At 58.4% G+C, this 14190-nt stretch carries 12 protein-coding genes and 1 riboswitch; of the genes, 3 read left to right on the forward strand and 9 right to left on the reverse strand.

Going from position 1 to position 14190, the window contains the following annotated elements; genetic code table 11:
- The first annotated feature begins 61 nt into the window (after nt 1-61).
- Nucleotides 62-775, forward strand: a complete 714-nt coding sequence (locus tag LG327_RS04070) for a DUF3047 domain-containing protein (protein WP_404366127.1) — start codon at nt 62-64, stop codon at nt 773-775.
- Nucleotides 776-806: 31 nt separating this feature from the next.
- On the opposite strand, the gene LG327_RS04075 is transcribed toward LG327_RS04070, so the two are convergent.
- On the reverse strand, nt 807-1661 hold the full coding sequence (locus LG327_RS04075) for a substrate-binding periplasmic protein (protein ID WP_404366130.1): 855 nt from the start codon (nt 1659-1661) through the stop codon (nt 807-809).
- Between the two features lie 199 nt (nt 1662-1860).
- On the opposite strand from LG327_RS04075, the gene LG327_RS04080 reads away from it, so the two are divergent.
- Nucleotides 1861-2772, forward strand: a complete 912-nt coding sequence (locus LG327_RS04080; RefSeq protein ID WP_404366133.1) for an esterase/lipase family protein — start codon at nt 1861-1863, stop codon at nt 2770-2772.
- Nucleotides 2769-3089: a hypothetical protein gene (locus LG327_RS04085; protein WP_404366136.1), complete on the forward strand. Its 321-nt coding sequence runs from the start codon at nt 2769-2771 to the stop codon at nt 3087-3089. Before LG327_RS04080 ends, LG327_RS04085 begins: the two co-directional genes overlap by 4 nt.
- On the opposite strand, the gene nhaB is transcribed toward LG327_RS04085, so the two are convergent.
- From nhaB to atpA, 8 genes are all read right to left on the reverse strand, one after another.
- On the reverse strand, nt 3035-4540 hold the full coding sequence (nhaB, locus tag LG327_RS04090; protein ID WP_404366140.1) for a sodium/proton antiporter NhaB: 1506 nt from the start codon (nt 4538-4540) through the stop codon (nt 3035-3037). The two genes, LG327_RS04085 and nhaB, sit on opposite strands and share 55 nt — an antisense overlap.
- Before the next feature lie 155 nt (nt 4541-4695).
- Nucleotides 4696-5940, reverse strand: coding sequence for a D-amino acid dehydrogenase (locus tag LG327_RS04095; RefSeq protein ID WP_404369206.1), 1245 nt, complete (start codon nt 5938-5940; stop codon nt 4696-4698).
- Nucleotides 5941-6114: 174 nt separating this feature from the next.
- Nucleotides 6115-6213: riboswitch (glycine riboswitch) on the reverse strand.
- A gap of 166 nt (nt 6214-6379) precedes the next feature.
- The gene (glmS, locus tag LG327_RS04100) at nt 6380-8212 is read right to left on the reverse strand and encodes a glutamine--fructose-6-phosphate transaminase (isomerizing) (RefSeq protein WP_404366143.1); all 1833 of its coding nucleotides are present in this window, start codon (nt 8210-8212) and stop codon (nt 6380-6382) included.
- A gap of 41 nt (nt 8213-8253) precedes the next feature.
- Nucleotides 8254-9621, reverse strand: coding sequence for a bifunctional UDP-N-acetylglucosamine diphosphorylase/glucosamine-1-phosphate N-acetyltransferase GlmU (glmU, locus tag LG327_RS04105; protein WP_404366146.1), 1368 nt, complete (start codon nt 9619-9621; stop codon nt 8254-8256).
- 163 nt (nt 9622-9784) lie between these two features.
- Nucleotides 9785-10207, reverse strand: coding sequence for a F0F1 ATP synthase subunit epsilon (locus LG327_RS04110; RefSeq protein WP_404366149.1), 423 nt, complete (start codon nt 10205-10207; stop codon nt 9785-9787).
- Between the two features lie 38 nt (nt 10208-10245).
- Nucleotides 10246-11637 carry a F0F1 ATP synthase subunit beta gene (gene atpD, locus LG327_RS04115; protein ID WP_404366152.1) on the reverse strand — a complete coding sequence of 464 codons (1392 nt, stop codon included), beginning with the start codon at nt 11635-11637 and terminating at the stop codon, nt 10246-10248.
- Nucleotides 11638-11693: 56 nt separating this feature from the next.
- On the reverse strand, nt 11694-12554 hold the full coding sequence (gene atpG, locus LG327_RS04120) for a F0F1 ATP synthase subunit gamma (protein ID WP_404366155.1): 861 nt from the start codon (nt 12552-12554) through the stop codon (nt 11694-11696).
- A 69-nt stretch (nt 12555-12623) separates the two neighbouring features.
- Nucleotides 12624-14168 carry a F0F1 ATP synthase subunit alpha gene (atpA, locus tag LG327_RS04125; RefSeq protein WP_404366158.1) on the reverse strand — a complete coding sequence of 515 codons (1545 nt, stop codon included), beginning with the start codon at nt 14166-14168 and terminating at the stop codon, nt 12624-12626.
- Nucleotides 14169-14190 lie beyond the last annotated feature (22 nt).

Below are 14190 nucleotides of genomic sequence, written 5' to 3' on the forward strand. Positions count from 1 at the left end.
GGAGCAAGGCTGGTCTGGCCAGCCCGCCAGGGGATATTCTGCACGCACCAGGGAGGCTGTAATGACACTGATTGCCCGCTTTGCCCTCATGATTCTGTTGCTGGTCTCACCACTGCTGATGGCCGAACCAGTGCCGGAGTTCTCGAAGATCGACTCTCTTGAAGAAGGGTGGGAGCCGCTGAATTTCCCCGACATTGAAAGCCACACCCGCTACGAGCTGATGACCCTGGACGGGAAGCAGGTGGTAAAGGCAGAAACCGCTGACAGTGCCTCGGGGATGATCACCATGATCCGCGTGGATCCGGCCGAGCGGCCGATTCTGCGGTGGCGCTGGAAGGTCAGCAACGTATATGAAAAGGGCAATGCCAGGCGAAAAAACGGCGATGACTACCCTGCCAGAATCTATGTGGCCTTCGAATTCGAGCCGGAGAAGGCGGGATTTTTTGAGCGTATGAAGCGCAAGGCGGTGGAAGCTCTGTTCGATGCACAGCTGCCCGGTAATGCCCTGAATTACATCTGGGCCAGCAGGCTGGAAGCCGGCACCATGGCGGTCAATCCTTTTAGCGACAAAACAATGATGGTGGCAGTAGATTCCGGTTCCGATCAGACGGGGGAATGGGTGACTGTCGAGCGAAATGTTCTGGAAGATTACCGGGAGGCCTTCGGTGAGGAGCCACCCACCATTGTCGGCATCGGCATCATGTCGGACTCCGACAATACCGGGGAATCCGCGACGGCCTGGTATGGGGACATCCAGCTTTTGCCAGCGCCGTGAGCAAGCACATCAAAGTCTGACAGGGTGGAATTTAATTGGCCGAAGCCGGCTGACTGCCGTTGGCCGAATCTACCAACCGAGGGCGAATAAGAGCACCCGGATGCCTCGCAAATTCCGGCAATTCGTTGCGCAGGGCAAGACGCAGGTAGGCGGAATCGAACGCTGCCCTGGCTTCCATGGGGTTTGGCGCCTTCAGGGAGAACACCCAGGCGGTATTGCGCTTTCTGACAGCGGCGCTGCGCAGACCCTCAATGGGCGAGTCTGCAAGAATCTCTTCAATGGGCTGGCGGTAATCCAGCAGATAGTCGCCCCGACCCTTTGCCAGCATCTGAAGGGCGGCCTGATGATTCGGAGCTTCGTAGATGCGGACCTGGCCATCTTTCTCAAGCTGCTCCAGCAGACCACCGTAGGTATAGCCACCAAGAAGTATTACTGTCCGTCCCCGGAGATCATCCAGGGATCTGAAAGCCGGGATTCCATCAAAAAACCAGGCACTGAGCTCAACCGCCATGGGGCTGGCATCGCTTTCAATGACTGACCCCGCCAGGCTGGGGACATCGGTCACGCCAAGCCAGGCGTCGATTCCACCGTTTTTGAGGTAAAGGTAGACCCTCCCGACGGGTATCGAAACGAAATCAACGCTGTAACCTGCCTCTTGCGCCACCTGTCGCGTAAGCTCCACCACCGAACCGGCTGGCCTGCCGCTGTCATCCTGGTACTGGAAAGGCGGAAACTCAACGTAGCCAATCTCAAGCGCTTTGGCGGTATTTTCCGATCCCAGAGCTGCGCTGCAGAAGAGCACAGTCAGAACCAGTAGAGAGCCGCACCACAGAAGGTGTACTCTGCTGGCAGTGGTGACAGTTGATGCTTTCGTTGCCGACGACATGGCAGGGAGATCCTTGTTTTGTCCTGATTCCGGGCCTGGCCCCTGGGTGGGAATGCTCCCTTACGGGGCAACTTCATCCATACCCCTAAGACGGCCGTTGAATGGAATTGGTTCCATCGACCGTCCGGGCTCCATTCCGGGCCAATGGCAGCAAAGGTCACAGGCTTAGACTGGGCGCACATTCGAAAGGACTTATACCATGAGCATGCAACAGCGGAATCCGGTCGGCTGGCAGGATTATACCTCGGCCATTCTCAACGGGTTTCTTGGAGACTGGCTCGAACACAGAGCCAACCCACTGGCCATTGAAATGCAGGTGCTGCATGAGGGCACTCCGGTAAATCCAGCTCAGCCCGGGCCAGACCAGGCCAGGCAAACGATCGTTATTATGGTGCACGGACTCACAGAACTCGAGTCCATCTGGGATTTTCCTGGCCTGCCGGGTGTGCATTACGGCACTTTGCTCTCGGAGTTTCTGGGAGCCACGCCTCTCAGCCTGAGGTACAACTCGGGGCGCCCGATCCACCGCAATGGCGAGGACCTGGCCAGGACCCTGGAAACACTGATAGAGCACTGGCCGGTGCCAGTGGAAAAAGTGGTATTGATTGGTCATAGCATGGGCGGGTTGCTGATCCGAAGTGCCTGTCATTTTGCTGAAGCGGCAGGCCATGAGTGGACTGAGCGGGTAGACAGCTGCGTTTATCTTGGCTGTCCCCACGACGGTTCCTGGCTGGCCACGCTGGCGCACGGAACCGCAGGGCGCATGCGGAAGCAGACCCGTGACTATCTCAAAGTCATTGGCGAGGTCCTCGATCTTCGTAGCGCCGGTATTCGCAACCTCAGCCGGGGCGACATACTTCAACAGGAGGGCGAACAGCCTCCCCTGCTGGCGAATGCCAGACATTTCGCTATCTCCGGCCTGCTGGCACGGCAGAAGGAGAATCCGGTTAATCTCATGTTCGGGGATGCCCTCGTCCAGGAAAACAGCGCCAGGGGCGGGGAACAGAAAGGATGGGAGCTGGCCGGTTATGCCTGTTTTCCAGGCATTAACCATATCGGGCTGACCCGGCATCCCAGGGTATATCAGCAACTGCGGGAGTGGCTGGAATGAAAATGCATAACAGTTCTGACTGGTGGCTGGGCGCCGCCGACCTGGCGGCAGCTGGCATAATGGAAGGGACCACCCGTATTGGCCGGGTTCATCTTGCCATTGCTGATGAAAGTTTCAATATCCTGGCACGCATACCTCTGACCCGTCCGGTCAGTGAGCCAGTGCGGACAATTCATCACGGCATCTGCCGGGTCTGTTACGGGTCGGTTGCGACTGCCGCACAGGTGTTCCAGCGGGCCGCAGAGCCACGCAGGGCACCCGCTCAGATGAAATTGATCACACAGAAGAGCCCGACCGAGCCCAGTACCAGAGTGTAGGGCACCGCCATGACCACCATCCTTCCGTAAGACAGCCGGACAAGCGGCGCAATGGTGGAGGTGAGCAGAAACAGAAAGGCGGCCTGGCCGTTCGGAGTGGCGACACTTGGCAGATTGGTGCCGGTATTGATCGCCACTGCCAGCCGTTCAAAATGAGCCTGATCAATGGTTCCCGCCTCCAGCGCCTGCTTTATCTCGCTGATGTAAACCGTCGCCACGAACACATTGTCGCTGATCATCGACAGCACACCATTGGCGAGGAAGAACATCCCCGGCTGCTGATGGATGGGCTGGGCAAGAACAAAGTCGATAATGGGAGTGAACAGGTGCTGTTCGTGGATGACTGCCACAATGGCGAAAAACACCACCAGCAGTGAAGTAAAAGGCAGGGCTTCCTGAAAGGCCTTGCCGATCTGGTGTTCATCGGTGATTCCGGTAAAAGAGGTGATCAGGATAATGACCAGCAGGCCGATCAGACCAACCTCCGCCAGATGCATGGCCAGGCCGGTGACCAGCACGACGGCGGCCAGGGCCTGAATCCAGAGCGCCGCCCGGTCGGAGGCTGTGCGTTTGCTACGCTCCCCATCAGCGAACTCCTCCAGCACCCGTCGCACCGGTTTTGGCAGCCTGGCGCCGTAACCGAACCAGCGAAGCTTTTCCAGCAGCCAGCAGGTGACCAGACCGGCCACGAGGACCGGCAGGCTCACTGGCAGCATATGGGTGAAGAAGCCGGCGAAATCCCATCCCACCACTTTCGCGATCAGCAGATTCTGGGGCTCGCCCACCATGGTCGCCACCCCGCCCAGCGCAGTGCCTACTGCCCCATGCATCAGGAGACTGCGCAAAAAGGCGCGGAAGTTCTGGAGGTCGCTGCGGTGCAGCTCGATCACCGAGTCATCACTGGCCGTATTGTGGTCAGCCTGATGATAGCCCTTGCCGGAGGCAACCCGGTGATAGACCGAGTAGAAGCCCACCGCCACGCTGATAATGACTGCTGTGACCGTCAGCGCATCCAGAAAAGCCGATAGCAGGGCAGCCACGGAGCAGAAAAGCAGCGACAGCGCCGATTTTGACCGCACTCCCACCAGAATCCGGGTAAAGGTCACCAGCAGCAGCTCTTTCATGAAGTAAATACCGGCCACCATGAACATCAACAGCAGGATCACCGGAAGATTCGTCAGCACTTCGTGGTAAAGCGCCTCGGGGGTGGTCATGCCGATCAGCAACGCTTCCACTGCAATCAGTCCGCCCGGCTGCAGGGGGTAGCATTTGAGAGCCATGGCGAGGGTAAAAATGAACTCGCCAACCAGTAGCCAGCCGGTAAAGACCGGCCCGATGGCCCAGAGAAGTATCGGATTAACCAGGAGAAATAGCAGGATTGTCTGTTTGTACCAGACGGGGGCGTTACCCAGAAAATTGGCGGCAAAGCCGCCCATGACAGTAACAGGCATGAAAAGGTGGCTCAGAAGCTGAAGAGTTGATCGGCCGCGTCACTATACCGCGCGGCGGATTTTCAGCTGCTGATGTTACCTGTCAGGGCTGGGGCGGTATATTACCCGGAAGAGTTACACCTTTCGGGCCAGAGGGGGCGCACCACAGTCCGAAACTAGCCGAGTGCGCTCACGGTTTGCCCGGACGACGCTGTCTCCACGGCATCAGCCAGCAACTCAGCGGTAATCGGCGAAAGCGTCCAGCCCAGATGACCATGACCGGTGTTATAGAACACCGTAGGCAGCCGACCCGGACCGACCCGAGGCATCATGTTGGGCAGCATGGGACGCAATCCCGCCCAGGGCACGACCCGTCGGGTACAGATCCCCGGAAAACACTGCTCTACCCACCGTGTGAGTGGCTGAATCCGGTCATCCCGGATGTCGCGATTATAACCACTGAATTCAGCCGTACCCGCGACACGGAAACGGTCATCCCCCAGCCGGCTGGTTACGATCTTGGTGGCATCGTCCAGCAGGCTGACGGTCGGCGCCGCTTCCCGGGAGGCCGCATCGTCCAGCTCAACCGTAATGGAATAGCCCTTGACCGGGTAAATATTGACCCGGTCACCCAGCTTCGCAGCCAGCGCGCGACTACCAACACCGGCACAGATCACCACGCCATCATAGGTTTCACGGATCTGCTGTTCACCGTCGTAGGACGTTACCGAGGCACTGGACCGGTCGGCGCTGAGATCAGTGACTGAGTGCCCGTAGCAGGTTTTGACGCCGAGGCGCTGGATCGCGTCCGCCAGACCACTGGTGAACTTGTGGATATCACCGGTTGAGTCGCTCTCGGTGAAAAAGCCACCGTAATAGCTGCCTGCCAGTGTGGGTTCGATTGCCCGCATTTCATCAGGGGTAACGGGCCGACGATCGAGGCCTCCGGCGGCCAGCAGTTTCGAGACGTTGGCGGCGTGGTCAAAACCGGCCTTGTCCCGATAGATATGCAGGATGCCCTGCTCTTTCAGGTCGAAATCAATCCCTTCCTCTTTTGCCCAGGCAAACAGGTGATCCCGGGCAGCAATCGCCAGGCGGGCCGTTTCGGTGGTGTTTTTCTCGTACTGGGGGATGGCGGCGATGAATTCGGCAAACCAGCTCAGCTTGTGCCAGGACGGCTTCGGGTTGACCAGTAGCGGCGCATCACTGCGGAACATCCACTTCATGCCCTTGATGATGGTCTGCCAGTTGTTCCAGACCTCGGCATTGGAAGCCGACAACTGACCACCGTTGGCAAAGGAAGTTTCCATCGCCGCATAGCGGTGTTTTTCGTAAACGGTGACATCCAGGCCGCGTTTGGCCAGGGTGTAGGCTGTGGTGATACCGGTGATACCGCCGCCTATAACGGCGACTCGTTTCATAGCAGTTGTCATGACAGTCTCCAGATGCGCTCAGGGTAACCTGCTGCCCAAAATGGCAGAAAGCACCCCTTCCGTATCTGGACCTGAGAGATTCACGCGCCGTTTCAGTGAAAACGGCCGCTTGCTCCTTCGGTGTGCCAACTGACGCGGTCGTCGGCAGCTCTTCGGAAAGTCTTCGTGTCAGCGGTCCTTTTGCCTGAGAGTTTCCGGGGCAGTTGCTCCTTCGGCGCCGATCACACTTCCGTGCGATACAGTCTCTCCCGCTGACACGTCTGGTTTGGAGTTAAGACCAGTCTGCTTAGCACAATAGCAAATAACCTGCTCCATCAAAACCGGCATTTTCACTGATGTGAACGACTGAACGCCGGAATGCAGGGTTCAGGGTTCAGGGTTCAGGGTTCAGGATCCATCACCGGGATTCGTGTCCTCCAGCACAGCCCTATTCCACCGTCACGCTCTTGGCCAGATTCCTCGGCTGGTCCACGTCTGTACCCTTGAGCACCGCCACATGGTAGGACAGCAGTTGCAGGGGGATGGTGTAGACAATGGGTGCCGTGATGGGATGAACCTCCGGGATCTGCATCACATGGATGCCCGTCTCGGATTTCAGGGCTGACTCGCCATCGGCAAACACGAACAGTTCACCGCCTCTGGCCCGGACCTCTTCAAGGTTGGACTTCAGCTTTTCCAGCAGTTCGTTGTTGGGAGCAACAGTGACCACCGGCATCTCGCTGTCCACCAGGGCCAGAGGCCCATGCTTGAGCTCACCGGCCGGGTAGGCCTCGGCGTGGATGTAGGAGATTTCCTTGAGCTTGAGTGCCCCCTCCATTGCCACCGGATAAAGTGAACCCCGGCCAAGGAACAGGGTGTGGTTCTTGTCCACGAATGCCTGGCTGAGCTCGGCAATGGCAGAATCCAGTGCCAGCGCAGCTTCCACCTGTTCGGGCAGGGCCCGCAGGGCGGCTACCAGCTCGGCTTCCCGGTCAGAGGTCAGGCCATTCTGCCGGGCCAGTGCAATGGTGAACATCAGCAGGGCAGTAAGCTGGGTGGTGAACGCCTTGGTGGAGGCGACGCCAATTTCCGGGCCGGCCTGGGTCATGATCACCAGGTCGGATTCCCGCACCAGGGAACTGCCGGCAACGTTGCAGATGGCCATGGCCGCACGGAAGCCAGCTTTTTTCGCCTGACGCAGGGCAGCCAGGGTATCGGCGGTTTCGCCCGACTGGGAGATACACAGAAACAGGGTATCTGGCTGGATCACATGCTTGCGGTACCGGAATTCGGAGGCAACCTCCACTGAACAGGGCACCCCTGCGAGCTCTTCAATCCAGTAACGGGCTACCATGCCGGCATGATAACTGGTGCCACAGGCAATAATCTGAACATGGCCGACGTTTTCCAGAAGCTTGCCTGCCTGGGTTCCCAGGGCCGCTTCCAGGACGCGGGTGGCGGTAATGCGGCCGTCCATGGTGGCCCGGATCACCTTGGGCTGCTCGTAGATTTCCTTGAGCATGAAATGCCGGTAAGCGCCTTTGTCTGCAGCGTCGGCAGCATGTTCAAAACGGCTGACCTGACGCTCCACAGGTGTGTCGTCCCGGTCCCAGATAGTGACCCTGTCCCTGCGGATTTCTGCGATATCCCCTTCATCCAGGAACATGAAGCGGTCGGTGACCGGCAACAGGGCCAACTGATCCGATGCAATGAAATTCTCACCAATACCAACGCCGATTACCAGGGGGCTGCCTTCGCGACAGACTACCAGGTGATCCGGCTCATCAGCATGCATCACCGCCAGAGCGTAGGCGCCCCGAAGACGGCCCGTGGCCTGCTTTACGGCGGAGGTCAGATCGCCCGTGCCGCGATAGATCTGCGCGACAAGATGGGCCACCACTTCGGTGTCGGTCTGGGAGGTGAAGTCGAAGCCTTCAGCCCGCAGTTCCTCCCGCAGCTCCTGGTAGTTCTCGATAATGCCATTGTGGACCAGGGCCAGGCGATCGCCGGACATGTGGGGATGGGCGTTGAGTTGTGACGGCTCACCGTGAGTGGCCCACCGGGTATGGGCAATGCCCACGGTACCTTTTGGGGGCGCATTTTCGATCATCGCGCCCAGGGCCGCAACCTTGCCCAGCTCCCGGGCCCGGGTGATGGAGCCATCCGGGCCCATAACCGCCATGCCCGCGGAGTCATAACCGCGATACTCCAGCCTGCGAAGGCCTTCCAGAAGAATACCCTGGACTTCCCTTTCCGATACTGCACCTACTATCCCGCACATGAACCTGTCTTCCTGTTCTTCAGTTGAGTCTCAGTGACCCGTCATTCTGCTTTCGGCGGACGGGGCCAGTCCGGAATATTGCGCTGTCGGCCTCGTGCAACGGCCAGTTCTTCAGCGGCTACGTCCCGGGTGATGGTTGAGCCGGCGCCAATGGTCGCGCCCGCTGCCACGGTGACAGGCGCCACCAGAGAGGTATTGGAGCCCACGAAAACTCCGTCCTCCAGAACTGTCTGGAACTTGTTCACGCCATCATAATTGCACGTAATGGTGCCTGCACCCACATTTACATCGCGCCCGAGGGTGGCGTCCCCCACATAACTGAGGTGGTTGATCTTGCTGCCCTCGCCTACCACGGCTTTCTTGGTTTCGACGAAGTTACCCACTTTGGTATTGGCGGCAAGACGGGTACCCGGGCGCAGGCGGGCGAAAGGCCCAATCTGCGCATCGCTGCCCACCTCTGCGCCGTCAATTACCGAGTTTGCATGAATGACAGCGCCCTCGGCTATGCGGGTATCCCGGATAACACAGTTGGGGCCGATGGATACCCGGCTGCCGAGCTCGACACGGCCTTCAAACACCACATTGACGTCGATGAGGATGTCCGAACCAATGGTCAGCTCACCACGGACATCAATCCGCGCCGGATCCGCAAGGGTCGCACCTTCGGTCATCAGGCGGTCCGCTTCCCGGCGCTGGAACCAGCGTTCAAGCTGGGCCAGCTGGATGCGGTTATTCACGCCCTGCACCTCGAAAGCATCGCCGGGCTGGGCCACGGATATGTCAAGGCCATGGCTGACGGCCATGGCAATGATGTCGGTGAGGTAGTATTCCCCCTGGGCGTTACTGTTGGACAGTGCCGGCAGCCACTCTTTCAGATGGCCTGCGGACACCGCGAGGATCCCTGTGTTCACCTCATGAATCTGTTTCTGGGCTTCGCTTGCGTCCTTCTGCTCGACAATCGCCGTGACCTTCCCTGCCGCATCGCGGAGAATCCGTCCATAGCCGTCAGGATTATCCAGGGTGACCGTAAGCAGGCCCAGGGTATCCTGATCAACCACCCCGGCGAGATCCCGGAGTGTATCAGCAGTGGTAAGAGGCACGTCGCCGTAAAGGACCAGCACTGCTGCATTGTCCGGCAGCTGGGGCAGCGCCTGGGCCACCGCATGGCCGGTTCCGAGCTGCTGCTCCTGGAGAACCCAGTCGAGATCATTGGCAGGGGTGGCAGCACGGACGTGATCGGCGCCGTGGCCAATAACGGTGTGGATGCCGGCCGCCCCGATCTGCCGCGCGGTGTCTATTACATGGTGCAGCATGGGCCTGCCTGCCACACTATGCAGCACCTTGGGCAGGGCGGATTTCATTCTCGAACCCTGGCCTGCGGCCAGAATCACGACGTGAAGAGGGCTCATTGACTCGCTGCTCCTGGTGGCAATCACCTTAAACAAAAAATTTCATAATAAAAAAGCCGCTACCCTCGGGGACAACGGCCTTGATGATTCACTATACAAGGGTTCGTCATCACAAGAGGATGCGGCTTTCGTTCAGGTGCCCCGGAACTCGCAGGATATGATCCTAGCGAGCGTTCCGGCGGAGCTTCTGCAGGGTGCGCAGCTGAGCAGCAGCTTCTGCCAGCTCGGCCGCAGCCCGTGAATACTCGAACTCACCTGTTTTGTTTTCCAGTGCCTTCTCGGCCTCGCGCTGTGCTTCCAGTGCGGCCGCTTCGTCCACATCCTTCGCCCGAACCGCAGTATCAGCCATCAGGGTGACAAGGTTGGGCTGTACTTCCAGGTACCCACCGGATACATAGAGTATTTCCTCTTCCCCACCCTGCTTCACGATCCTTACAGCACCTGGTTTGAGCGCGGTGAGCAGAGGAGCATGGCCATACTGGACACCCAGTTCACCTTCGGTGCCGGTTGCAACAAGCATCTCAACCAGCCCGGAGAAAATCTTCTGTTCGGCACTTACCACGTCACAATGCACGGTTATACCCATTCTGTTAGCCCCTTTGATCGGTCAGGAAACAAATGCCCTTACTTGGCCTTGGCTTTCATTTCCTTCGACTTCTCAACTGCCTCTTCAATGGTACCAACCATGTAGAACGCCTGCTCTGGCATATCATCATAATCGCCATTCAGGATGCCCTTGAAGCTGCTGATGGTTTCCTTCAGGGACACATACTTGCCCGGTGAACCGGTGAATACCTCGGCCACGTGGAAAGGCTGCGACAGGAAACGCTCGATCTTACGGGCCCGGAACACGGTCAGGCGGTCTTCTTCTGACAGCTCATCCATACCCAGAATCGCAATGATGTCTTTCAGCTCCTTGTAGCGCTGCAGGTTGGTCTGCACCCCGCGAGCAACTTCGTAATGTTCCTGACCGATAACCAGCGGATCCAGCTGACGGGAGGTGGAGTCCAGTGGGTCGATCGCCGGGTAGATACCCTTGGAGGCGATATCACGGCTCAGTACCACGGTCGCATCAAGGTGCGAGAAGGTGGTGGCCGGTGACGGGTCGGTCAGGTCGTCCGCCGGTACGTATACCGCCTGGATGGACGTGATGGAGCCGGACTTGGTGGAGGTGATCCGCTCCTGCAACTGGCCCATTTCTTCCGCCAGGGTGGGCTGGTAGCCTACCGCTGAAGGCATACGGCCCAGAAGTGCTGACACTTCGGTGCCCGCCAGGGTGTAACGGTAGATGTTGTCGATAAACAGAAGAACGTCGCGGCCTTCATCCCGGAATTTTTCCGCAATCGTCAGGCCGGTCAGCGCTACACGAAGACGGTTTCCAGGAGGCTCGTTCATCTGGCCATAAACCATGGCCACCTTGTCCAGAACGTTGGATTCCTTCATTTCGTAGTAGAAGTCGTTACCTTCCCGGGTGCGCTCACCAACACCGGCGAATACCGACAGGCCGGAGTGTTCCTTGGCGATGTTGTTAATCAATTCCATCATGTTGACGGTCTTGCCAACACCCGCACCACCGAAAAGACCAACCTTGCCACCTTTCGCGAACGGGCAGATCAGGTCGATAACCTTGATGCCGGTTTCCAGCAGGTCGGCAGACGCTGCCTGATCGGCGTAGCCTGGTGCCTTGCGGTGGATGGCCCAGCGCTCTTCTTCACCGATATCGCCTGCTTCGTCGATGGGACGGCCCAGAACGTCCATGATACGGCCCAGGGTCTTGGTCCCGACCGGCACGGAAATCGGTGCGTTGGTGTTTTCTGCCTTCAGGCCCCGCTTGAGGCCTTCGGTGCTGCCCATGGCGATGGTACGTACAACGCCGTCGCCCAGCTGCTGCTGGACTTCCAGAGTTGTTTCACCACCTTCAAGCAGCAGTGCGTCATAAACTTTGGGAACGGAGTCGCGTGGAAATTCCACGTCAATAACCGCGCCAATGATCTGAACGATGTGTCCGCTACTCATGCTCGGTTCCTCGTAATCTCGATAGTCAACAAACCAGTAGGATCGTGAGAGCCGTATCAGACGGCTGTTGCGCCGCTCACAATCTCGGATATCTCTTGGGTGATGGCTGCCTGGCGGGCCTTGTTGTAGGCCAGCTGAAGCTCATCGATGATGCTGCCAGCGTTATCAGTCGCGCTCTTCATGGCGATCATCCGCGCAGCCTGTTCACAGGCCAGGTTTTCCACCACACCCTGATACACCTGAGACTCGATATAGCGGGGCAGTAACCCGTCCAGAATCGGACGCGGGTCCGGCTCATAGATGTAATCCCACTTGTGACCGATCTCGTCTTCGTCGCTTTCCGGCAAAGGCAGAAGCTGCTCAGCCTTCGGACTCTGGGTCATGGTGTTCACGAATTCGTTGCTTACGAGATACAGGCGGTCGATCTTCCCGCTCTCGAATGCATCCAGCATGACCTTGACGTTACCAATCAGCGTCTCGGCACTGGGGTTATCCCCAAGATGCGTCAACGCGGCAACTACGTTGCCACCATAGCTGCGGAAAAAGCCCGCGCCTTTCTGGCCGATGGCACAGATATCCGCCTCGACACCTTTGTCTTTCCAGCCTCGCATCTCACGCACAAGCAGCTTGAACACGTTCGCGTTCAGGCCGCCACAGAGGCCCCGGTCAGAGGACACCACGATGTAGCCGACACGCTTGACGTCCCGCTCCTGCATGAACGGATGGCGGTAATCCTGGTTTGCTCTGGCAATATGCCCGATTACCTGCCGCATCTTTTCAGCGTAAGGGCGGGTCGCCTGCATACGCTCCTGAGCCTTGCGCATCTTGCTCGCCGCAACCATTTCCATGGCGCTGGTGATCTTCTGCGTGCTCTTGATGCTGCCGATCTGGTTCCGTATTTCTTTTCCTGCGGCCATAGTTCACTGCCTTTTCAAGTTAGACACTCATTGGGACCAAGCGGCCCGCCCGGGGGCAGGGCCGTTGAATTACCAGCTCTGAGTGGTCTTGAATTTCTCCAGCGCAGCTTTCAGGCCAGCGATAATGTCGTCGTCGTACTTGCCATTCGGGCCAATTTTGTCCAGCAGCTCTTTCTGCTCTGAACGCATCCAGTCCAGAAGCTGCGCTTCGAACTTGACCACTTTGTCGACGTCGACATCGTCCAGGAAGCCTTCGTTGGCTGCGAACAGTACGGTGCCCATCTCAGCCACTGACAGCGGGCTGTACTGGTTCTGTTTCATCAGCTCGGTAACCCGCTGACCGTGCTCCAGCTGCTTGCGGGTCGCTTCGTCCAGGTCAGATGCAAACTGGGCGAAAGCTGCCAGTTCACGATACTGAGCCAGGGCGAGACGGATGTTGCCGCCGAGCTTCTTCATGATCTTGGTCTGGGCCGCACCACCAACCCGGGAAACCGACACGCCGGCGTTCATCGCCGGGCGGATGCCCGAGTTGAACAGGTTGGTTTCGAGGAAGATCTGGCCATCGGTAATGGAGATAACGTTGGTCGGTACGAATGCCGAGACGTCACCGGCCTGGGTTTCAATGATCGGCAGGGCCGTCAGGGAACCGGTCTTGCCCTTCACTTCGCCGTTGGTCAGCTGTTCCACATAGTCCGCGTTTACACGGGAGGCGCGCTCCAGCAGGCGGGAGTGGAGATAGAACACGTCGCCTGGGTAGGCTTCACGGCCCGGCGGACGACGCAGCAGCAGGGAGATCTGGCGATAGGCCACCGCCTGTTTGCTGAGGTCGTCATAGACGATCAGGGCATTTTCACCCCGGTCACGGAAGTACTCGCCCATGGAGGTACCGGCGTAGGGCGCCAGAAACTGCATGGCCGCGGGATCAGCAGCACCGGCGGCAACCACGATCGTGTGGTCCATGGCGCCATGCTCTTCCAGCTTGCGGACAATTGCCGCAATGGAGGACTGCTTCTGGCCGATGGCAACGTAGATACATTTGATGCCACTGTTTTTCTGATTGATGATCGCGTCGATGGCGACGGCCGTCTTACCGATCTGACGGTCACCGATGATCAGCTCACGCTGGCCGCGACCAATCGGCACCATGGTGTCGATGGCCTTGAGGCCTGTCTGGACCGGCTCGTCAACGGACTGGCGGGCGATAACGCCGGGCGCAACCTTCTCAATGGGGGAGGTCAGGGAAGTACCCAGGTCGCCCTTGCCATCGATTGCGTTGCCCAGGCCGTCTACTACCCGGCCCAGCAGTTCCGGACCTACCGGCACTTCCAGGATGCGACCGGTACAGCGGACTTTCTGGCCTTCCTGAAGGTCTTCGTAATCGCCCAGTACCACGGAACCGACAGAATCACGCTCAAGGTTGAGCGCCATGCCAAACGTGCCGTTTTCGAATTCAATCATCTCGCCGTACATAACATCGGCAAGACCGTGAATCAGCACGATACCGTCAGAAACAGAAAGGATTGTGCCTTCGTTTTTAGCTTCGGAAGAAATATCGAGCTGCTCGATTCTCTTCTTGATGATGTCACTGATCTCGGATGGATTCAGTTGCTGCATGCCATTATCCTCAAACCTTATG

Source organism: Marinobacter sp., from assembly GCF_044799475.1.
Classification (GTDB): Bacteria; Pseudomonadota; Gammaproteobacteria; order Pseudomonadales; family Oleiphilaceae; genus Marinobacter.

What these genes read in the sequence shown, in the direction of transcription:
- LG327_RS04075 (WP_404366130.1), bottom strand. Translation starts at nt 1,661, where the DNA reads ATGTCGTCGGCAACGAAAGCATCAACTGTCACCACTGCCAGCAGAGTA.
- LG327_RS04110 (WP_404366149.1), bottom strand. Translation starts at nt 10,207, where the DNA reads ATGGGTATAACCGTGCATTGTGACGTGGTAAGTGCCGAACAGAAGATT.
- LG327_RS04080 (WP_404366133.1), top strand. Translation starts at nt 1,861, where the DNA reads ATGAGCATGCAACAGCGGAATCCGGTCGGCTGGCAGGATTATACCTCG.
- glmS (WP_404366143.1), bottom strand. Translation starts at nt 8,212, where the DNA reads ATGTGCGGGATAGTAGGTGCAGTATCGGAAAGGGAAGTCCAGGGTATT.
- LG327_RS04070 (WP_404366127.1), top strand. Translation starts at nt 62, where the DNA reads ATGACACTGATTGCCCGCTTTGCCCTCATGATTCTGTTGCTGGTCTCA.
- glmU (WP_404366146.1), bottom strand. Translation starts at nt 9,621, where the DNA reads ATGAGCCCTCTTCACGTCGTGATTCTGGCCGCAGGCCAGGGTTCGAGA.
- LG327_RS04085 (WP_404366136.1), top strand. Translation starts at nt 2,769, where the DNA reads ATGAAAATGCATAACAGTTCTGACTGGTGGCTGGGCGCCGCCGACCTG.
- atpG (WP_404366155.1), bottom strand. Translation starts at nt 12,554, where the DNA reads ATGGCCGCAGGAAAAGAAATACGGAACCAGATCGGCAGCATCAAGAGC.
- atpA (WP_404366158.1), bottom strand. Translation starts at nt 14,168, where the DNA reads ATGCAGCAACTGAATCCATCCGAGATCAGTGACATCATCAAGAAGAGA.
- atpD (WP_404366152.1), bottom strand. Translation starts at nt 11,637, where the DNA reads ATGAGTAGCGGACACATCGTTCAGATCATTGGCGCGGTTATTGACGTG.
- nhaB (WP_404366140.1), bottom strand. Translation starts at nt 4,540, where the DNA reads ATGCCTGTTACTGTCATGGGCGGCTTTGCCGCCAATTTTCTGGGTAAC.
- LG327_RS04095 (WP_404369206.1), bottom strand. Translation starts at nt 5,940, where the DNA reads ATGAAACGAGTCGCCGTTATAGGCGGCGGTATCACCGGTATCACCACA.